This window comes from Actinomadura chokoriensis (assembly GCF_039529475.1).
GTDB lineage: Bacteria > Actinomycetota > Actinomycetes > Streptosporangiales > Streptosporangiaceae > Spirillospora > Spirillospora bangladeshensis.
The window spans coordinates 1-18,572 of the sequence record NZ_BAAAMW010000017.1; the positions used below are offsets into that span (position 1 = coordinate 1).

The 18,572-nt window shown below is 69.9% G+C and carries 21 protein-coding genes; 9 read left to right on the top strand and 12 right to left on the bottom strand.

All coding sequences use genetic code 11. From position 1 onward, the window contains the following. Nucleotides 1-261: 261 nt before the first annotated feature. The 7 genes from ABFX46_RS29595 to ABFX46_RS29620 all read right to left on the bottom strand — a co-directional run bounded on the left by ABFX46_RS29595 (nt 262) and on the right by ABFX46_RS29620 (nt 5,947). On the bottom strand, nt 262-447 hold the full coding sequence (locus tag ABFX46_RS29595) for a hypothetical protein (protein ID WP_346047173.1): 186 nt from the start codon (nt 445-447) through the stop codon (nt 262-264). 50 nt (nt 448-497) lie between these two features. Further along, complete coding sequence (locus tag ABFX46_RS43600) at nt 498-992, bottom strand: transposase (protein ID WP_428831326.1); 495 nt, start codon at nt 990-992, stop codon at nt 498-500. Nucleotides 993-1,238: 246 nt separating this feature from the next. Further along, nucleotides 1,239-1,775 carry a potassium channel family protein gene (locus ABFX46_RS29600; RefSeq protein ID WP_346047175.1) on the bottom strand — a complete coding sequence of 179 codons (537 nt, stop codon included), beginning with the start codon at nt 1,773-1,775 and terminating at the stop codon, nt 1,239-1,241. Between the two features lie 230 nt (nt 1,776-2,005). Continuing rightward, nucleotides 2,006-3,382, bottom strand: coding sequence for an NADP-specific glutamate dehydrogenase (gdhA, locus tag ABFX46_RS29605; protein ID WP_346047177.1), 1,377 nt, complete (start codon nt 3,380-3,382; stop codon nt 2,006-2,008). A 489-nt stretch (nt 3,383-3,871) separates the two neighbouring features. Further along, entirely contained in the window at nt 3,872-4,528 is a 657-nt protein-coding gene (locus ABFX46_RS29610) for a DUF4360 domain-containing protein (protein ID WP_346047179.1), read from the bottom strand. A 98-nt stretch (nt 4,529-4,626) separates the two neighbouring features. Next, a complete protein-coding gene (locus tag ABFX46_RS29615; protein WP_346047181.1) occupies nt 4,627-5,283 on the bottom strand; it encodes a DUF4360 domain-containing protein in 657 nt (218 codons plus the stop codon). A 307-nt stretch (nt 5,284-5,590) separates the two neighbouring features. Beyond that, nucleotides 5,591-5,947, bottom strand: coding sequence for a DUF488 domain-containing protein (locus ABFX46_RS29620; RefSeq protein WP_346047183.1), 357 nt, complete (start codon nt 5,945-5,947; stop codon nt 5,591-5,593). Between the two features lie 119 nt (nt 5,948-6,066). Here ABFX46_RS29620 and ABFX46_RS29625 point away from each other — a divergent pair, with 119 nt between their 5' ends. The 7 genes from ABFX46_RS29625 to ABFX46_RS29655 all read left to right on the top strand — a co-directional run bounded on the left by ABFX46_RS29625 (nt 6,067) and on the right by ABFX46_RS29655 (nt 11,678). Next, complete coding sequence (locus ABFX46_RS29625; protein WP_346047184.1) at nt 6,067-6,213, top strand: hypothetical protein; 147 nt, start codon at nt 6,067-6,069, stop codon at nt 6,211-6,213. Nucleotides 6,214-6,312: 99 nt separating this feature from the next. Then, nucleotides 6,313-6,438, top strand: coding sequence for a hypothetical protein (locus ABFX46_RS29630; protein WP_346047186.1), 126 nt, complete (start codon nt 6,313-6,315; stop codon nt 6,436-6,438). A gap of 396 nt (nt 6,439-6,834) precedes the next feature. Then, nucleotides 6,835-7,335, top strand: a complete 501-nt coding sequence (locus ABFX46_RS29635) for a hypothetical protein (protein WP_346047188.1) — start codon at nt 6,835-6,837, stop codon at nt 7,333-7,335. Between the two features lie 460 nt (nt 7,336-7,795). Further along, the gene (locus tag ABFX46_RS29640; RefSeq protein ID WP_346047189.1) at nt 7,796-9,067 is read left to right on the top strand and encodes an ATP-grasp domain-containing protein; all 1,272 of its coding nucleotides are present in this window, start codon (nt 7,796-7,798) and stop codon (nt 9,065-9,067) included. Beyond that, on the top strand, nt 9,064-10,332 hold the full coding sequence (locus ABFX46_RS29645; RefSeq protein ID WP_346047191.1) for an MFS transporter: 1,269 nt from the start codon (nt 9,064-9,066) through the stop codon (nt 10,330-10,332). Before ABFX46_RS29640 ends, ABFX46_RS29645 begins: the two co-directional genes overlap by 4 nt. A 307-nt stretch (nt 10,333-10,639) precedes the next feature. Beyond that, entirely contained in the window at nt 10,640-11,392 is a 753-nt protein-coding gene (locus ABFX46_RS29650) for a hypothetical protein (RefSeq protein ID WP_346047193.1), read from the top strand. A gap of 91 nt (nt 11,393-11,483) precedes the next feature. Then, nucleotides 11,484-11,678, top strand: coding sequence for a hypothetical protein (locus ABFX46_RS29655; RefSeq protein ID WP_163062462.1), 195 nt, complete (start codon nt 11,484-11,486; stop codon nt 11,676-11,678). Nucleotides 11,679-11,842: 164 nt separating this feature from the next. Here the strand turns inward: ABFX46_RS29655 and ABFX46_RS29660 are convergent, their stop codons facing one another. Beyond that, the gene (locus ABFX46_RS29660) at nt 11,843-12,637 is read right to left on the bottom strand and encodes a hypothetical protein (RefSeq protein ID WP_346047196.1); all 795 of its coding nucleotides are present in this window, start codon (nt 12,635-12,637) and stop codon (nt 11,843-11,845) included. A 9-nt stretch (nt 12,638-12,646) separates the two neighbouring features. Then, a complete protein-coding gene (locus ABFX46_RS29665) occupies nt 12,647-12,895 on the bottom strand; it encodes a hypothetical protein (protein ID WP_346047197.1) in 249 nt (82 codons plus the stop codon). A 393-nt stretch (nt 12,896-13,288) separates the two neighbouring features. Here ABFX46_RS29665 and ABFX46_RS29670 point away from each other — a divergent pair, with 393 nt between their 5' ends. Then, entirely contained in the window at nt 13,289-14,644 is a 1,356-nt protein-coding gene (locus ABFX46_RS29670; protein WP_346047199.1) for a PucR-like N-terminal domain-containing protein, read from the top strand. Nucleotides 14,645-14,700: 56 nt separating this feature from the next. On the opposite strand, the gene ABFX46_RS29675 is transcribed toward ABFX46_RS29670, so the two are convergent. After that, nucleotides 14,701-15,636 (bottom strand): poly(ethylene terephthalate) hydrolase family protein, encoded by a 936-nt coding sequence (locus tag ABFX46_RS29675; protein ID WP_346047201.1) that lies wholly within the window; start codon nt 15,634-15,636, stop codon nt 14,701-14,703. Between the two features lie 467 nt (nt 15,637-16,103). Here ABFX46_RS29675 and def point away from each other — a divergent pair, with 467 nt between their 5' ends. Then, nucleotides 16,104-16,652 (top strand): peptide deformylase, encoded by a 549-nt coding sequence (gene def / locus ABFX46_RS29680; RefSeq protein ID WP_346047203.1) that lies wholly within the window; start codon nt 16,104-16,106, stop codon nt 16,650-16,652. A gap of 173 nt (nt 16,653-16,825) precedes the next feature. Here def and ABFX46_RS29685 read toward each other — a convergent pair whose 3' ends face one another. Together ABFX46_RS29685 and ABFX46_RS29690 are read right to left on the bottom strand one after the other, a co-directional pair. Then, complete coding sequence (locus tag ABFX46_RS29685) at nt 16,826-18,418, bottom strand: CocE/NonD family hydrolase (RefSeq protein WP_346047205.1); 1,593 nt, start codon at nt 18,416-18,418, stop codon at nt 16,826-16,828. A 20-nt stretch (nt 18,419-18,438) separates the two neighbouring features. Further along, nucleotides 18,439-18,567 carry a hypothetical protein gene (locus ABFX46_RS29690; protein ID WP_346047207.1) on the bottom strand — a complete coding sequence of 43 codons (129 nt, stop codon included), beginning with the start codon at nt 18,565-18,567 and terminating at the stop codon, nt 18,439-18,441. Nucleotides 18,568-18,572 lie beyond the last annotated feature (5 nt).

Genomic DNA, 18,572 nt, shown 5'->3' on the forward strand with positions numbered 1-18,572 from the left:
CTCAGGGGCCGCAGAGGCTCCGAAGTCAAGGGTGGCCGAAGGCCATCGCGAAGCGACGCCGAAGGCGCCCTTGACTTTGGAGGGGCGGCCCCGTACGCAGCGCCGCCCCCACCACAATTCCACGAACTGGAAATAGCCGTGAGCGAAACATGTCCACCTCTGAACCCCTATTTTCTTCCATTCCCATGACAGCCGAGGTCTCCCCGGGGCGTGCTGTGGATCGAGGTCATCGTCCTCGCCAAAGAAGGCTAAGAGCGTGTCTCATGTGGGGAGTTTGGCGAGCTTCTTGCAGCAGGGGATGGTGGCTGCGAGGACGAGGAAGCAGTGGCGGCCCAGTCGCTCACTGGACTCGATGCCGGCGCGGGCGATGCGCGGCACGATCCCGCGCCCGCGCAGCCAGGCCAGGTGCTCGGCGGAGTTGTAGGCCTTGTCGGCGCGGACTTTCACCGGTCGCCGACGGCGTGGTCCGCGCCGCGATCGGATGGGCGGTAACGCCATCAGCAAGGGTTTGAGCCGCCTGGCTGTCGTGGACGTTGGCGCCCAATACCGCGACCACCAGCGGCAGCCCGGCGGCATCGGAAAGCACGTGGAGTTTGCTGCCCTTCTTGCCCCGATCGACCGGATTGGGGCCGGTCAGCGTGCCCCCTTTTGGCCTGGACGGCAGCGGCGTCCACGATCGCCGACGCCCAGTCCACCTGCCCGCGCGCGCCGAGTTCGTCCAGCACGGCACGGTGCAGCCGAGGCCACAACCCCGCGGCTGTCCAAGCGGTGAACCGCCGATGCGCCGTCGGCACCTTCACCCCGAACTCCCCCGGCAGATACCGCCACGCACACCCGCTCGTCAGCACGTACACGATCGCGGTGAACACCGCCCGATCATCCACCGGCGCCGTCCCGCCACCCTGCCGACGCGGCGTGAACACCGGGACCAACGGCTCGACAATCGCCGACAACTCATCCGGCACCAACCGAACCGCAAGATCCGACGACACGATCCCCGATCATGCCGCACCACCTACTGAAGCCACATGAGACACGCGCTTAGCGCCACCATCACCGCGCCGCTTACAAGCCAAAACCCAGACCGGGGGCTACGCACCGCCATCCCCATGCGTCCAGGGAGCCAAGACCTTCACGGGAAGGCACGCGAGCCGCCACCGACGTGCAGCCGACGAGCCCATACCCCAACGGCACATGACGGCCCACCACCATCGACGGCCCCGAGGAGCGCAGGATGGTTATGGGTCATCGGTCTTGCGTTCGTGGCGTTCGACTCCTCTGCGCATTGCTTCGAGCAGGACCTTTGCGGCGAAGCCCACAATGATGAGGTCCCCCAGCATCTGCACGGTCGTCAGTGCACGCGCCGCCTGTGAGCGCGGCACGATGTCGCCGAAGCCGACCGAGGAGAACACCGTCATCGTGAAGTACAGGGCGTCGACGTGGGTGAGGGGTTCTGAAAAAGTGCCCGGCGTCCCGTTCTCCATCAGGCAGTAACTCGCCGCGAACACCACGAGGAACAGGGGGACGGACGTCGCGAGCGCCTCGACGGTGCGCAGTCGCGGTGACGGCGACCGTACGATCGCCCGTGCCTGCCAGGCGACGAGCGCCCCGAACGCGGCCAGCGCACAGGCCAGCGCCACCGCGGTCAGCAGGGTGAACGGCTTGTTCAGCGGCGCCGCGAAGTAGGCGGCCAGCAGGCAGGCGGTGATCAGTACCGTGCGCAGTGCCGTCCAGAACAGCAGCCTGCGGCGCGCTCGTCGCGACGGGGTCTCCACTCCTCATCCATGCCCAGGCGATACGGGAAATCGCCACGCCGAGGCGAAGGAGGCGGTGGGTTCTGAATCAGCGCGCCGGGAGGGATCTGAGGCGCGAAGGTGGGAGCGTCATCCCCATAAGAGAGGGGACGGAGAAAGATGGAGAGAGAAGATATCGGAGCGGGCGGGGCCCTCGCCGTTGAAGGCGCCCGTCCGAAAGGGGACCGGGATTCTAGTCGGTCAGGCGCGGGTCAGATGAGACCCTGGGCGAGCATGGCGTCGGCGACGCGCTCGAAGCCCGCGATGTTGGCGCCGACGACGTAGTCACCGGGCGCGCCATAGCGCTCGGCGGTCTCGTAGCAGGTCTCGTGGATGTTCGTCATGATCGCGGCCAGCTCCTCCTCCACGCGGGAGAACGACCAGGCGGCGCGGCTCGCGTTCTGCTGCATCTCCAGCGCGCTGACCGCGACGCCGCCGGCGTTGGCGGCCTTGCCCGGGCCGAACGCGACGCCCGCGTCCTGGAAGATGTGCACGGCCTCCGGCGTGGTCGGCATGTTGGCGCCCTCGGACACCGCCTTCACGCCGTTGCGGATGAGGATCCGCGCGGCCTCCGCGTCCAGCTCGTTCTGCGTCGCGGACGGCAGCGCGATGTCGGCCGGGACGTCCCATACTCGTCCACCGGGAACGAACCGGGCGGACCCGCCGCGCTTCTCGGCGTAGTCGGAGACGCGGCCCCGCTCGACCTCCTTGACCGTCTTGATCAGGTCGAGGTCGATGCCCTTCTCGTCCACCACGTAGCCGCTGGAGTCCGACACGGTGATCACGTTGGCGCCGAGCTGCTGGGCCTTCTCGATCGTGTAGATCGCGACGTTGCCCGAGCCGGACACGACGATCTGCTGTCCGTCGAGGTCCTCGTTGCGGCGGCGGAGCATCTCGGCGGTGAACATGACGTTGCCGTAGCCGGTCGCCTCCGTCCGGCAGGCGGAGCCGCCCCACAGCGCGCCCTTGCCCGTCAGCATCCCCGCCTCCCAGCGGTTCGTGACGCGGCGGTACTGGCCGAACAGGTAGCCGATCTCGCGGCCGCCGACGCCGATGTCCCCGGCCGGGACGTCGGTGTGCTCGCCGACGTGGCGGTACAACTCGGTCATGAACGACTGGCAGAACCGCATGACCTCCTCGTCGGACCGGCCGTGCGGGTCGAAGTCGCTGCCGCCCTTGCCGCCGCCGATGCCGAGCCCCGTCAGCGCGTTCTTGAAGATCTGCTCGAAGCCGAGGAACTTCACGATGCCGAGGTTCACGGTCGGGTGGAAGCGCAGCCCGCCCTTGTACGGCCCGAGCGCGCCGTTGAACTCGACGCGGAAGCCCCGGTTGACGTGGATCTCGCCGTTGTCGTCCTGCCAGGGGACCCGGAACATGATCTGCCGCTCCGGCTCGATCAACCGCTCGACCAGCTTGGCGGCGGCCAGCCCGGGCCGCGCGGCCAGCACCGGGCCGAGGGATTCGAGTACCTCGTGGACGGCCTGGTGGAACTCCGCTTCGCCAGGGTCCCTCCTGAGGACCCTGTCATAGGACTCTTCCAGGACGGCGAGGGTCTCGGGTGGCGCCGGCAGACGGGGGGCCAGTGGCATGGTGAGATTCCTTCCTTCGGTCCCCTCCACTCTAAAACCTGCGTTTCACCGCCTGAGACAGGGTGACCGCAGGTCGGAACCCGTACATGACTTACAACAAACCCTGAACGGACCCGGCGAACCCTCGGCCCGCCCTCTGCAACGCTTGACGTACCCAGCCCCGCATACCTAACTCCGCACACGCACCCCCACAAACCAAACCCCGCACCACCGGACGAGCCGCACCATCAGACAGGTCCACGCGGTCGGACGGACACGGACCCGGCGCCGTCGAAGCCCCCGCGCCCCAACACACCCCGCACCCCGCACCCCGCCGCAGCAGGTACCGCACCGTGCGACCCCCTTCGCCTCCCCAGAGAGGCGGCGTCGGCCGACGAGCCCCGCACCCCGCAACAGAGATGGCGTGGCTTCGGGGCGGACGTGGTGTGACGCCGGGCTGCGTCCTTCCCTGGGTGGGGACGCGGCCCGGCGTCGGTCGGGGCCGGGTGGTCAGCCCGGGCACTTCTTCCAGGCGAAGTGATAGGTGGTCTGGACGCCGCCGTCGGCCGAGTCGAAGGCCATGAAGCTGGTCTGCGACGCGTCCGAGGTGCCCTGGTACACCCGCAGCTCGGTGTTGATGTTGAAGTTGCGGTCCTCGCCGCAGGGCTTGAAGACGAGTTCGGTGACGGGCGTCCGGTCGGAGAACTGCCAGTTGTCCGAGTACGCGCCCTTGATCGTGTGGCTGGCCGGCGTCGTCTGCGCCATGCCCTGGTGGTAGTAGTTGGCCTTCTCCATGCCGGTGGCGCCGTCCGCGAGGTAGGCGAAGCCGCGGTAGTCGGCGCCGGCGATCGCGTACGTGAACCCCTGCGGGACGTGGACGCGGAGGTTGATCTGGCAGTTCTTGCGGAAGTCCGTCGGGTCGGAGTTGCCGCCCGTCTGGGCGAGGTAGTCGCTGTAGGTGACGGTGAACGCGGTGTTGTCGCTCGCCGTCGCCACCGCGGCGGTCCCGGACTGGCACCCGGACCCGTTCACGGTGAGGACGTCGATGACGATCCTGTCGGACGGGGGCGGGTCGGCGGGGGCGGCGGCGAACGCGGCCGGGGCCGCGGACAGCGGCAGTGCGGCGGCAGCCAGGCATGCCACCGAAACGGTCAGTCCTTTGCGCATTGGTCGTTGCTCCTTTGCTCGTTTGTTCGGGGCTCCTTGACCGTGGGAGATTTCAGCCCTGGGGACTTTTTCCTCCGGGGACTTTCGCTTCGGAGATCTCACCACGGAGGGCATTGCTGCCAGGCGAAGTGGTAGGTCGTCTTGATGCTGCCGTCGGTCGAGTCCATGGAGATGAAGCTGACATTCGCCGGGTCGGAGGTGCCCCTGAGCACCCGCAGTTCGGTGTTGATGTTGAAATTGCGCTCCTCACCGCACGGCTTGTAGACGAGTTGCGCCACGTCGTTGGTGTCGGTGAACTGCCAGTTGTCGGCGTACTCGCCCTTGAGGGTGTGCGAGATCGCGGACGTCTGCGGCATGCCCTGGAAGTAGTAACTCGCCTTCTCGACGGCGGTGGCTCCGGGCTCCAGCCACGCGAACCCGCGGTAGTCGGCGGACGCGATCGCGTAGGTGAACCCCTGCGGGACGTGCACCTTCATGTTGAGCTGGCAGTTCTTCCGGAAATCGGTCGGACTCGAGGAACCGCCCGCCTGCGCCATGTACTCGCTGTAGGTGACGGTGAACGCCTCCTTGTCCTCCGACACGGCGACGGCGGCCGTCCCGGCCGGGCACCCGGACCCGTTGACGGTGGCGATCTCGATCGTGACCCCGTCCGGTCCGCGGCGGAGCGGGGCGGCGGACGCCGGCGCGGCGAGCCCGGCGGTCACGGCGATCCCGGTAATTGCGGCGGCAGCGGAAACGGCAATCCCTTTACGCATGCGATTCCTCCTCGCTGGAGCCTGCGCAAAGGGAGCGTAAACTTCGCAGCTCAGCGGGTCAATCGCCGCTTTTCAACAGTGGAATGCGCTTCCGTCGGGGGCATGCCGGCACCACGAACAGCCACATTGGAACGTCCATGAAATTTTCCTGTAAAAGGGAGCGTTCCATCAAGTTGCGCGGCTGTTTCAAATGCGTCCTACAGAACGGACAGAACAGGTTGGAGCCCGGCCCGCATCATCACGCGGGCCGGGCTCAACACAGATCAACTCACCGCCGACCGGGGTCGGCGCACCGCCCGCAGTCAGGTCAGGTCGAGTCGCGGAGGCGAGTGGCCAGGACGGCGGCCTGGCTGTGGTCGATGTCCTTCGTCGCGGTGAGGAGGGTGAGGGTGCCGTCGCCGGCGAGCTGCCGGAGCCGGTCGAAGGCGGCAGCGCGGTCGGGCTCGCGCAGCTCGGCGTCGTAGCGGTCGGTGAACTCGTCGAACTTGTCCACGTCGTGGCCGTACCACTTACGCAGCTCGGTCGAGGGGGCGACGTCCTTCTCCCACTCGTCCAGCCGGGCCTTGTCCTTGGACAGCCCGCGCGGCCACACGCGGTCGACCAGCACCCGCTTGCCGTCATCGGACGATGCGGGCTCGTACACCCTGCGCAGCTTGACCTCCATGCTTCCTCCCGTCCCCACCTATACCCCTCTCGCCGCCATCACGCCGCCCCCGGCCCGGAACAGGCGCCTGGGAATCGGTCGTGAACCGCCCCGAAACCGGCCGCCATTTCCATTTCAGGATGGCCTCCGCGATCTCGACGCACCCCGAGCCGTCGGGTGACCTCGTCGCTCGTCGCTTCCTCCACGACAAGCCCGAGGAGGGAGAGTCGACGCTCGTGGACGCTTTGGTGGACGTCCGCGGGCACTGCGTCTCGACATGGAAGTGACGAACGAACGGTGGCGGCGACAGCTCCGCGAACGCCAGCGAGGGCAGGGCGGCGGGACGGGGCGGTATCAGGATCCAGCCGTACAACGTCCGCCCCAACGTGATCACTCCCGGGCTCGTCAACCTGGCCTGGTCACGGACCGAGGCGCGGGCCGGGTTCACGCCCGTGCAGAGCCTGAGCGTCCCCATCATGTGGCCGTCGCCGAGCCGGCAGGCGATCCAGTAGAAGACGAGTTCCCCCGTCCGCTCTTCGACGATCACTTCGAGTTGCAACGGCTACGCTCGGTGGGCGGAAAGCGCCGCAGCGGCGGCGCACGTGAACTCCGTCGGCCGGGCGGCGGAGGCGTCTGGGGCCAGTTGCGCACTGCCGAGCGGAACACTGTCGTGGAAGGCGAGGCAGTCGTCCACGTATCGGGACGGGCAGGCGAACAGCACCTCAGCCCCGACGCAGAATCCGTCAACGTGGCAGACCGGCTCATAACGAACTCTCCACGAGGACATCGTCCGGGGTGCGGCCCTGGATCTCTGCGGCGAGGTCCACGCGGCGTGCGTACAACGCGGACGCCTGTGGACGTGTAGCCGGGCCGAGGCTTCACCACGACCGGCCGTCCATGCTCGCCGGGTGGCGATGACCGGAGTCGGCCGCGATGAGCCGGATAGCAAGGTACCGCAAATGCCGGTGCTCGGTGCCTGCGTGCCCACGCCCTCCCAGGTGCACCGAGGTGATGCACTGCTCGTACCGCTCCGCATCGACCAGCACCTGCCGGATGTGCGGGTCGTGGTCGCGGGCCGCCTTGTCGATACCGGCCAGCAGGGCGTCGAGCGCCTCTACCGCCGGGACGAGGTCAACACCGTGATCACCGGCAGCGTGATCTCTGGGACTGTGACTACCGGCACCGTGATTCTCCAGGTTGCGGCGGGTTCCGGCGGGCGCGCCGATATCGGCCGCGCGGGTGGCTACCCGGTCAGTCAAGCGTCCGGCACGTGGTGGCGACGGTCTTCGCGGCGAGCGACGCTGTCCAGCGCCCGGCACCTGGACCGGCGGACGTCGCCATGTGGGCAAGGAGCCGGACGGTGTTCGACCGGCATGTCGACGGTCGCGCTGTCCGCGAACGCGCGGTGACCAGGCTTCTCTCTTCCAGAAAGACATTGGTGGTGTGCACTCCGGCGAGGGCGGAGCGCACGAGTGCGCTATACACAATTTCGCTCCCGCAGCAACGGACCCGGTAAGTCCCTGGGCGTCCGCCTTCAGTTATCCCCGATGTCGTGATCCGAGGCTTTGCATCGGAGTCGCAATGTCGTTGAGGGGTTGTACATTCGGCGTCGATGAGTGCGGTCATGATCATTCGGGGAGCGGGGATGTCGCATGTCGCGACTCTTGATCGTCGGCTGTGGCTGGATGGGACAGCCTCCCAGCGGCGGGCACACGACCGAGGAATGCGCGTCGCGGTACTGGACGCGGCACAGGGGTCTGGAGTGGGCGAGGGACGTCCTCGGCCCGCGTGGCCAGGGGCTATCCGCTCACCGGGGAGGGCGAGGGGGCCTGGCAGGCCGCCGCGCTGAGAGCCCTGGCGGACGGGCCCGTGGGCGCGGTCCTCGCCTCCTCAGAGCAGCACGTGGTGACCGCAGCGAAACTCGCGGCCGAGTTGGGCCTGCCGGGCCTCGGGCTGCGCGCCGCGCCCACCTCGCGCAACAAGTATCTCCAGCGCGGCCTTTTCGGACGGCACAATGTTTCGCAGCTGGAGCATCAATTGTGCTGCCAGGTGGAACACGCCTTGGAGTGGGCCGGTGAACATTGCCCCGTAGTCGTCAAACCACTCTCCGGAATGGGCGGCGAAGGCGGCGAGAGGGTCAGGGATGAGGTCAGTTTGGAATCCTGGTACGAACGACATCCGACAGGCATGCCGTTCCTGGTGGAGCAGTACCTGACCGGGCCAGAGTTCAAGATGGAGGCCATCATCGGCCGGGTCGAGGTCGCCCTTCATGGCCTTACCGAGAAGGGGACCACGCGTCCGCCGTACTGCGTGCCGACCGCCCACTGGTTCCCCGCAGACCGCCCCACCGCCGCCGAGCGGGCCGCCGTGCACGACCTGCTCGCGGGGGTCGTGCGGACGCTTGCCATCAGCAGCGGCTTCCCCCATTTGGAACTGCGCATGGAACTGGACGGCCCGCACATCATGGAGGTCGCCGTCCCCACCCCGGGCGGCAACATCATGGACATGATCCAGGCCGCGAACGGGTTCGACCTCTGTGATGTCGCGCTCGCGCTCGCGTTTGGTGAGCCCAGGCTCCGGCCTCCGCTGGACTGCGACGGCGTCGCCTGCGTGTGGTTCCTGGCCGCGCCGCTTGGCGTGGTCACCGCGATCGACGGCGCCGTCCGCGTCGCCGAACTGCCCGGCGTGGTCGACATGGAGGCGGACGTCGAGGTCGGTGACACCGTCCCGCCCCTGCGCTCGTCCCTCGACAGCGTCGCCGTGGTGATCGCCCGCGCCGACGATGGGGACACGCTGGGGCGCCGCTTTCGGGCCGTCCAAGACGAACTGCGCCTCACCGTCCATCCGACGGAGGAGTCAGTTCAGCAACACGCCCCCCACCAGCATGCCGTCCGCCAGCACACCGTCCACGAGCACGCCCCTCGGGAACACACCGCCCAGCAGCACACCGTTTACGAGCACGGGGTTTACAAGCACGGGGTTTACAAGCACGGGGTTTACGAGCCCACCGCCCGGCAGCACACCGTCCGCGAGCACACCACCGTCCAGAAGCACACCGTCGACCAGCAGACCGTTCAGGAGCAGACCGTCCCACAGCGATTCATCCCGCGGCGGGTTGCCGGGGTGGGGGTGTCGGCATGACGGGGGCCGCTGAGGAGGACGCACTGGAGGGAAACGGGGCGCGGGTGCCGTTGTGGCGGCTCACTCCCGCGCAGCGGCTGCTCGAAGGCGGGGCACTGCTGAACTCGCTGGCGTTCTTCGCGGCGATGCCGTTCGCGCCGCTGTACCTGTCCGACCACACGAGCCTCGGGAAGCCCGCAGTCGGCGCGGTTGTCGGGGCGGTCGCGCTGACCGCCGCATTCGGGGGGCTGCTCGGCGGGATGATCGTCGACCGGATCGGCCCGATCCCGCTGATGCGGGCCGGGCTGCTCTGCTACGTCGCCGTGTACGGGCTGCTGGCCTCGGTCCGCGACGCCGCGGCGATCGTGGTGCTGTTCCTGCTGCTCGGCGGAGCGCGGCTGATGGTGGAGCCGGGCGCGAAGAAGCTGCTGTCGCATGCGGCGGACGACGAGGGCCGCATGTTCCGGGTGCGGTACATGACGCTGTGCACGGGCGCGATCGTCGGGCCCGCGATCGGCGGCGCGCTCTACCACGTCAGCCCGGTGACGTTCTTCGCGGTCCCCGCGTTCTTCTACGGCGCCTACCTGGTGCTGGTGCTGGTGCGGTACCGCGACCTCGTCGCGCTGCAGCCGCCGCGCGAGTCCGGGGCGGGCGCCGCGCCGTCCGCGCGGGAGTCGATCGCGGCGACGCTGCGGGACCGGCGGCTCCTCGCGGTCGTCGCCGGCGGCATCGTCGTGTTCTTCGTCTTCTCCCAGCTGGAGTCGATGATTCCGCTGTACATGAAGAGCCAGTACGGCGACGGCACCGAGGGGTACTTCGCGGTCCTGTTCATCACCAACGCCGTCCTCGCGCTGGCCTTCCAGCTGCCGATCGACCGCGTGTCGGGCAGGGTCGGCCGCACCACCATGATCGTGCTCGGCGCGGCGAACTTCACGCTCGCGTTCGCGTGCTTCTGGGCGAGCCCGTCCGGCCTGGCCTGGATGTACGTCGGGATCACGTTCTGGACGATCGGCGAGGGCATCCTGCTGCCGATGCCGGACATGGCCGTCCACGAGATGGCATCCGACGAGCACAAGGGCGCCTACTTCGGCCTGTCGGAGGTGCGGCAGCTCGGCTTCTTCCTGGGTCCGTTCGCCGGCGGCTTCCTGCTGGACGCCGGGACGACGCCGTACTTCCTCGTCATGGGGACGTTCATCTTCCTGTCCGTCCCGCTGCTGATGCGCCGGACCACCGGCGCACCGGAGGGGACCGGGGAACCCGCGGCGGAGGTGGCGGCCAAGGGCTGAGGGCTTCGAGTTCGGGTTCAGCGGGACGCACGTCCTCAGCGACGTCACCAATGTCGCTGCGGCCCGCATCACCGACAACGAGCTCCTCCTCGACGCGGTGCACCACGGGGCGAAGGAGTCGGGCGCGACGCTGTGCCAGCGTCCCCTACGAGGAGTTCGAGCAGTACTAGGAGATTGAGCCGACCGCTGATGACGGCGGTGTTCGTGCTGTCGAAGTCGCTCGTCTCCGTGCGCGCCTATCCCGAGTAGGGCGCGGTGTTCGTCGACGCCTTCACCTGCGGCGCCCGCTGCGACCCGCGTCCGGCTCGTGGACGCGCTGCCCCGCGCGCTCGCCCGTGCCGGCGCCGCACCACCGTCATCCACCGGGGCGGCGGCGCCTGTCTCCATCCAGTCCGCCGGGAGTCCCGGGTGGGCCAACCCAGCCCCCCGCACCGCCCCAGCCCTCCGCACCAACCTGACCCGCCCCACCCAGCTGGCCCGCCGCACCAACCTGGTCCGCGCCGAGCTGATCCGCCGCGCCCAGCTGGCCCTGCGCACCGAGCTGGCCCGCCGCACCAACCTGACCCGCACCGAGCTGATCCGCCCCACCCAGCTGGCCCGCCGCGCCAACCTGACCCGCACCGAGCTGATCCGCCCCACCAAGCTGGCCCGCCGCGCCAACCTGGCCCGCACCGAGCTGATCCGCCCCACCCAGCTGGCCCGCCGCGCCAACCTGGCCCGCACCGAGCTGATCCGCCCCACCCAGCTGGCCCGCCGCGTCGGGCTGTCGGTCGCTGCCGAGTCCACGGGCCGCTGCGGTCTCAGGGGCCGAGGCGGTCTCTCGGGCAGCGGGCGTCTCGTGGGCGGTGGCGGTTTTGCGGGCGAATTCGGCGGCGGCGGTGCGGCGGGCGAATTCGCCGGCCAGGGCTCGGCCCAGGACGTCGTCGTCGGGGCGGTGCCGTTCGAGATAGGCGAGGGCCTCGGCGAGTTCGCCGGCGGTGAGGTGCCGGACCGGCTTGCCGGCCCAGCGCGGGAGCCGCCGGTCCGCGGGGCCGGCGGCGGACGCCGCGCGCGGTCCTGAGTTCACGTTCCTGGCCCTTTCATTTCCGGTGCCGGTCATGTGGCGGCGCGGCGGCGGGCACCGCATTCGCCGGCTCGAATAGGATCGCCGCGTGCATTGGTGGAGCCAGCAGGCGTGCGACGCGGCCGCGGAGGCGCAGGCCGCCGACCCCTCGCCGGGAAATCTCATGGCGGCCGCCCAGGTGCAGGCGCTCGTGTCGCTTGCGGAGGCACTGCACCGCATCGCGGCGACGCTGGAAGAACGGGACGAGAATGACGGCGTCCCGTCCGGCGCCCGGACGAAGTAGCCTACCCCGCTGAAACATCGCGCCGCTCTGGAATGGTGCATAAGGGTGACGGTCGGCCCTGCCCAGAGCACCCCGCGAAAACCAGGCGTATGGTCGCAATAGTGGGTGTTTCCGTGAAAATACCGGTGCGCCCGCACAGGGACGCACCGGTATTTCCCGGGGTGTCAGACGTCGCTGAATGACTTGCGCTCCGTCCGGCCGGAGGTGCTCGCGGCGAGCCGGGAGGTCTTGGCGACGGGCGAGCGGGGCGGCGGAACCGTCTCCATGGGGTCGGGCTCGGGCGCCGGGGTGCGTTCCTCGGGCGCGGGCGGGCGGGGCTCGTCCCGGGGACGGTCCCGGAGCCGCCGCGCGGCCTGCCGGAGGGCGCGCTCGCCGACGAGCCGGGTCAGCTCCAGGCCCCAGCAGTCCAGCTTGTCGGCGTCGGTGAGGTCGTCGCGGTGGCTGAGTTCGGCGGCGAGGCCGCCGAGCCGCTGCGCCTCGGCCAGGTCGAACTCCCGCATCAGGTGGCAGCACAGTTCGGCGAGGGCCGCGTGGTCGCGCTCGAACGACAGCCCGGACAGGTCGTTGTGCGACAGCCTGCTGAGCGCGCGCTTGCGCTCCAACTCGCCGTCGGCGATCCGGAGGATGCCGTTGAGGAGGGAGATGGGGCCGGTGCCCGCGGCCCGGCTCTGGGCGGGGGCGAACGACATCCGCAGGACGGCCGCGGACCCGATCCCGGCGGCGATCACCCGGACCGCCATGAGGCTCGACGGGGGCGTGTCGTCGGGCAGCCCGAACGTCCAGCCGGCGGCGATGACCGCGATCAGCGCGACGATCGACGCGCTGGCGTTGACGAGGACGAACAGCAGCCCACCCGGCGACAGCAGGGCGGAGAGGGGCTTGTCGCGGTAGCGCGCGACGAGTTCGGCGAGGCCGATCGCACCGCCGATCAGGGCGGCGAGAAGCATCTCGATGGTCATGGCCTTCCTCTACGCGCTGCGGGCGGTCAGCCGGCCGAACGGGGACTCCTCGCGCCGGTCGCGCCGGGCGAGCAGGGTGGCGGGACGCTGCCGGGCGGCCAGTTCGGTGCGCTCGACCTCCAGGAACACCAGCAGCCATTCCGCGGGGCCGGCGGCGAGTCCGTTGTGGGTGCGCAGCACCTGCTCGCGGGCGCCGAGAAAGGCCAGCAGCCAGCCGGTGGGCCCGGCCGTCCCGGCGGTTCGAATTCGTGAATACATGCGGACGACCTTTTCGTAGGCGGCCGGGGAAGTCGACGTCCGCCGGGTCAAGTTTTCGCGGCGGAGGAGGGTTGGGACGCCATTGCCGTTACGTCGGGAAAGTCCGGTCGGCGCCGCTGATCTCCACCCCATTGGGAGGCAATCCAGTGCGGTTTGGAGCGGGCAGGGAATTTCTTTGCGAAGAATTCCGGTTCGGCGGCGGGACGTCCGCCCCGGGGAGATCTCTTTTCCGGTCGCGGGCGCCCCGAAGGGCCGCCCGTGCCCCGCGCCCGACGCCCGGACGACACGCCGCGCGGGCGGTTCGCGACTGTCAGCCGGGTGACAATCCGCGCCCGGCGAAACTTTCCGTGCCTGCCTATCCCCGGACGGTCGCCGCATCCGACCCTGTGGACCATGAGCCGGAACCGGTCGTCCAGCGGGTCGTCGAGCAGGTCGTCGGGCACGGCGTCCAGCGGGTCGTCGGGCACGGCGTCCAGCGGGTCGTCGGGCACGGCGTCGAGCGGGTCGTCGGGCACGGCGTCCAGTGGGTCGTCGAGCAGGGCGTCCAGTGCCGCCGACTTCCCGCTCTCCGGGCTGCCGGCGGACGTCGCGGAGCCGATGCTTCCGCACCTGGAGGCGGCGGCGGTCGAGATGGTGCGGGAGATCCAGGGCCTCGTCCCGGAGTACGCGCGCCCGCCGGAGAGCCGCTACGGCCGGCGGATGCGGTGGGCCGTCGAGGAGTCCGTCCGGCAGTTCGTCGACGCGATCGGCCGCCCGGACATGGACTGGGAGAAGGTCACCGCGATCTTCGAGGGCATCGGCGCGTACGAGGCGCGCCAGGGCCGGCGCCTGGACGGGCTGCAGACCGCGATCCGGGTGAGCGGGCAGGTCGCGTGCCGCCGGTTCATCAAGGACGCGCGCAGGCTCGGCTGGTCGCTGGACACCCTCGGCCGGTTCACCGAGTCGCTGTTCGTGTTCCTGGAGCGCATCGCCGGCGCGGCCGGCCAGGGCTACGCGCGGGCGCAGGGCGAGATCGCGGGCGAGCGGGAGCGGTTCCGGCGCCGGCTGCGCGACCTGCTGGTCATGGAGCCGCCGGCGAGCGCGGAGGCGATCGGGGAGCTGGCCGCGTCGGCGGGCTGGCCGGTGCCGCGGACGCTGGCCGCCGTCGCCGTCCGCCCCGGCCCCGGCGATGCCGTCCCGGTGCTGCCGCCGATGTTCCTCGCCGACTGGGACGCACCCGAGCCGTACCTGATCTGCCCGGACCCGGACGGCCCCGGCCGCGACCGGATGCTCACCGCGATCAAGGGCACGAGGTCGGCGGCGATCGGCCCGACCGTTCCGCCGGCGCGGGCGGCGCTGTCGCTGCGCTGGGCGCGGCGCGGCCTCGCGCTGGTCGAGCGCGGCGCGCTGCCGGGCAAGGAGCCGCTGCGCTGCCTGGACCATCTGCCGAGCCTGGTCGCGGCGCAGAGCGAGGAGCTGCTGGACATGGCGCTCGGCAGCCGGCTCGCGCCGCTGATGAAGCTGCCGCCGCACCGGCGGGACGCGCTGTCGCGGACGATGCTGACCTACATGGAGTGCCGCGACAACGCGGTGGCGGCGGCGGAGCGGCTGCTGGTGCACGAGCAGACCGTCCGGTACCGGATCCGGCGGCTGGAGGAGACGCTCGGCGGCGTGATGCTCGACCCGGACCGGCGGATAGAGCTGCTGCTGCTCCTGCACCATCTCGTCCGGCTCGACACCGGCGACCGGCGGCTGTCCCCGGCTGACTGATCCGGGGCTCTGGAGCGGCGCGAGGGGACGGTGGCGGCGCGAGGGGACGGTGGGAGTCAGCCGGTCGGGCAGGTGCCCTCGTAGGCGGCGATGTTCGTGTCCGGCCGCGGCTCCGGGCAGAGGAACTTGTCGTAGCGGGCGTCATTGTCGACGAACCGCTTCATCCACGCGATCGCGTATTTGGCGATGGTCGTGTTGGGCGAGTTGAAGGTCATGTGCCCGGCGTTCCGCAGTTCCAGGTATGCCTTTTCGGGGACGCCGGTGAGGCCCGTGTAGTACGAGTGCGCCATCGAGTCGGCGGGGGCGATGAAGTCGTTGTCCGCACCCATGATGAGGGTCGGGGTCTGGACGCTCTTCCACTCGTAGTTGAGGTCCCAGGGCGCGAGCGGCACGGCGGCCTGCAGCGAGGTCCGCTTCTTCTCGGCCTCCAGCGTTCCGCCGCCGCCCATGGAGTGGCCCATGACGGCGAGGCGCGTGGAGTCGATGCGGTTCTTCACTCTGCTCTTGCCGGTGAGGTAGTCGAGCGCGGCGAGGAGCTGGTCGCCGCGAGCGGCCGGCTGGTCGAAGAGGCTGTTGGTCTCCAGCGTCATGACGACGAAGCCCTGGGTCGCGAGGCGCGGCCCGTACCAGTCGATCAGGGCCTGCGGCGAGACGAAGCCGGGCGAGACGGCGATGGCGCCGAACGTCCCCTGGCCGAGATCGGTCGGCGCGTAGATCGTGCCCTTGTTGAAGCCGGTGCCGCTGCCCGCCGGAACGTCGATCTTCTCGATGGCGAACGGGCCCTTCTCCGCGGTGATGCTCGCCTCGGTCGGCGCGGGCCCGCGCTCGTAGGGGTTGGCCGCGAGCTGGACGGCGGGCTGGACGGCGGGGTGGACGGGGCCGGTGGGACGGGCCGGGGCGGCGGCGTGGGCGGCGGGCACCAGGGCGGCGCCCGCGGCCAGGACCGCGGCCGCGGGGAGCACTCTGAACGCATGCGTCAGATGCCTGTTCATCGGGCGTACCCTTCACTAGCCGAACCGCGAACGGGGGGGTGATTCGCGGTGCCAGAATTGTGGGACGCCCGGCGCGCTTTTACTTCTTACGCGGCGATGCGTTCACAGCCGGACTCTTATAGAGAACTTACAAACCGCCGACTTGCAAACCGCCGACTTCAAACCACTCCGGGAACGGCTGCATCCCGAATACGGACGGAGGGGCCACTCCCCCCGAAGTGACCCCTCTCCCCCCGTTCCGCCGCGCCGGTCCCCGGGTGCGCTCACGGGACCGGCCGCTCCCCCCGAAGCGGCTCGACCGGCCGTGCGGCGGATGTGAAGAACGTAGCGAGGGAGCCCCGGCCGGATCGAGGGTTCGGCACGCCGCGTCGATGAGCGGACGACGGTGTGCGACGAACGGAACACGCTCCGCGATCAACCTCCCCGCCGGCGGGGCGTGATGTAATCGGTTCCGGGAGGAGTCGGTGATGGTGGGACACGCGCGGCCGATCACGCTGGTGGGGACGCCCGTCCTGCATCGGCCGTGCCGGCCCGTCGAGGACTTCGACGCTGCGCTGGCGGAACTGGCCGACGACATGTTCGCCAGCATGTACGAGGCGGACGGTGTCGGCCTGGCCGCGAACCAGATCGGCGTCGACCTGCGCCTCTTCGTCTACGACTGCCCGGACGAGGACGGCGAGCGGCGCAGGGGCGTCGTCGTCAACCCGGTCCTGGAGCTGCCGGCGCTGGAGAACCGGCGGCTGGACGACGACGAAGAGGGCTGCCTGTCCGTTCCGGGCCCCCACGCGCGGCTGGCCCGTCCCGACCATGCGACCGTGCACGGCTTCGACGTCACCGGCACGGAGATCACGGTCGAGGGGACGGGGTTGCTCGCCCGCTGCCTCCAGCACGAGACCGACCACCTTGAGGGCAAGCTCTACATCGACCGGCTCTCGACCAGGGCGCGCAGGAAGGTGCTCAAGGAGTTCGAGGCCCTGCGCGCGGAGAGCGCCACAGGCCAGAGCAGCACAGGCTAGAGCACCGCAGGCTAGAGCGGCACGGGTTAGAGCGGCACGGGTTAGAGCGGCACGGGTTAGAGCGGCACGGGTTAGAGCGGCGCAGGTTAGAGCGGCACAGGCTTGAACAGCACGGCTTGAACAGCACGGCTTGAACAGCACGGCTGGAGCAGCACACGGTAGGTGGGGGCTGGCTAGCCGTCCCATACCGGGAGGTGGATCGCCGACGGGTGGTCCTTGTCGCGGAGGATGTCGAAGCGGGTGCGACGGGACGCGACGGCCTGCCCGGCGGGTTCGCCGGTGCCGTGGTTGCGGGCGAACCTGGGGAACGCGCCGCCCGCCAGCATGACGCGCAGCCGGTGGCCGCGCAGGAACCGGTACGCGGTCGGATGCATCTCGATCTCGGCTCGCACCACGCCTTCAGTTCCGATGCCCGCCGGCCCGGTGCTTGCCGGCCCGGTGCTTGCCGGTGTGATGCTTGCCGGCCCGATGCTTCCTGGCGTGAGGCTTGCCGGTCTGAGACGCAGCATGCCGTCGGTGACGTTGCGGGAGACGCCGTCGCGGTCGACGTCGCAGAGGCGGATGAACAGGTCGCCGTGGCCCGTGCTCGTCCGGACGTGGATCGTCGCCGAGACCGGCCCGATCAGGTCGAGGTCGCTGTCCAGGGGCGCACCGGTCATCACGACGACGTCGCCGCGACGCTCGATCGGCGTGTTGTCCCGCTGCTTGCCCTTGCCTGGCGAGAGGAGCGGTCCGCCTACGGTCGGTGTCGGGTCGAGTGGGTCGTAGGTGAACGTGGCCGGGTCTGCGTCGGGCGGTCCGTCCCAGAGCAGGCTTCGGCCAAGGTAGAGCGGCGTTGGCTTGGTCTCGGGCGGGGGCCACTGGTCGAAGTCCATCCAGCGGTCTGCCTTCTGCAGGTGGAGCCTTACCGGCGCCTGACGCAGTTGGGCCTTGTCGCCGTTCAGGTGGGCGTTCAGCCAGGACACCTGGTCGGCGACCATCGCGCGGAGGGCTTTCGTGTCGTGTCCCCATGGGCCGATGGTGATGCGCACCTGGCGTCCGGCGGCGTGGAGGGCGGCGAAGTCGCGCAACTGGCCGCGCAGGAACAGGTCCCACCAGCCCGTCACCATCGTGGTCGGGGTGGTGGTGCCGGGGACGGAGGCACTGTGGTCGGTGTCGTCCCAGAAGCCGTCGCCTGGCTCGGCGTGGGCGGTGACCTCGCGGAGGAACGATTCGGGACGTCCGATGGCCGCCAGGTCCGCCTCGCCTAGCGGAAGGTGACGCATCGCCTGCCGGACACGCCTGTTGTGCAGCGGGCGCCTCCGCTCGCTCTGCGTGCCCATCAGCGATGACCAGACGAGCGTGTTGTGGAGGGCGAGCGCCCCACCGGGATAGAAGGAGCTCACGAATTCGGACGCGGTGATGCCGAGCCCCATGGCCTCCAGGGGAGGGTCCGCGTAAGGCGCGAGCGCCCATTCGGTGAAGCCGAGGTAGCTCGCGCCCACCATGGCGACCCTGCCGTCACACCACGGCTGGTCACGGAGCCATTTGAGCGTCGCGAGACCGTCGTCCTTCTCATTGTGGAAGGCGTGGAACTCGCCGCCGGAGCCGAGGACCCCGCGTACGTTCTGGATGACGACCTGGAAGCCGCGCCTGGCGAGGACCCCGGCGAACAGCCGCATGATGGGCTGCCGCTTGCCGTAGGGGGTGCGGATCAGCACGGCGGGCATCGGCCCCGCGCCGCGCGGACGGTACAGGTCGGCGATGAGCGCGACCCCGTCCGGCATGGGTACGCGGATGTCGCGCCTTATCCGACGTCCGGTGAGCGCACCTCGGGGAGGCCGAAGAGGCGGTCCACGAGTCGATCGCCAAGGCGGTCCACAAGACGGTCGGCGAGGTCGGCGAGGTCGGTGATCCGCCTCATCAGGTCGGCCATGTGCC

Bases quoted from the DNA above. Each gene is read 5' to 3' on its own strand.
- ABFX46_RS29625 (WP_346047184.1), top strand. From the start codon at position 6,067: ATGGCCTCCGCGATCTCGACGCACCCCGAGCCGTCGGGTGACCTCGTC.
- ABFX46_RS29665 (WP_346047197.1), bottom strand. From the start codon at position 12,895: ATGTATTCACGAATTCGAACCGCCGGGACGGCCGGGCCCACCGGCTGG.
- ABFX46_RS29645 (WP_346047191.1), top strand. From the start codon at position 9,064: ATGACGGGGGCCGCTGAGGAGGACGCACTGGAGGGAAACGGGGCGCGG.
- ABFX46_RS29620 (WP_346047183.1), bottom strand. From the start codon at position 5,947: ATGGAGGTCAAGCTGCGCAGGGTGTACGAGCCCGCATCGTCCGATGAC.
- ABFX46_RS29610 (WP_346047179.1), bottom strand. From the start codon at position 4,528: ATGCGCAAAGGACTGACCGTTTCGGTGGCATGCCTGGCTGCCGCCGCA.
- ABFX46_RS29675 (WP_346047201.1), bottom strand. From the start codon at position 15,636: ATGAACAGGCATCTGACGCATGCGTTCAGAGTGCTCCCCGCGGCCGCG.
- gdhA (WP_346047177.1), bottom strand. From the start codon at position 3,382: ATGCCACTGGCCCCCCGTCTGCCGGCGCCACCCGAGACCCTCGCCGTC.
- ABFX46_RS29615 (WP_346047181.1), bottom strand. From the start codon at position 5,283: ATGCGTAAAGGGATTGCCGTTTCCGCTGCCGCCGCAATTACCGGGATC.
- ABFX46_RS29685 (WP_346047205.1), bottom strand. From the start codon at position 18,418: ATGCCGGACGGGGTCGCGCTCATCGCCGACCTGTACCGTCCGCGCGGC.
- def (WP_346047203.1), top strand. From the start codon at position 16,104: ATGGTGGGACACGCGCGGCCGATCACGCTGGTGGGGACGCCCGTCCTG.
- ABFX46_RS29670 (WP_346047199.1), top strand. From the start codon at position 13,289: ATGAGCCGGAACCGGTCGTCCAGCGGGTCGTCGAGCAGGTCGTCGGGC.
- ABFX46_RS29690 (WP_346047207.1), bottom strand. From the start codon at position 18,567: ATGGCCGACCTGATGAGGCGGATCACCGACCTCGCCGACCTCGCCGAC.
- ABFX46_RS29660 (WP_346047196.1), bottom strand. From the start codon at position 12,637: ATGACCATCGAGATGCTTCTCGCCGCCCTGATCGGCGGTGCGATCGGC.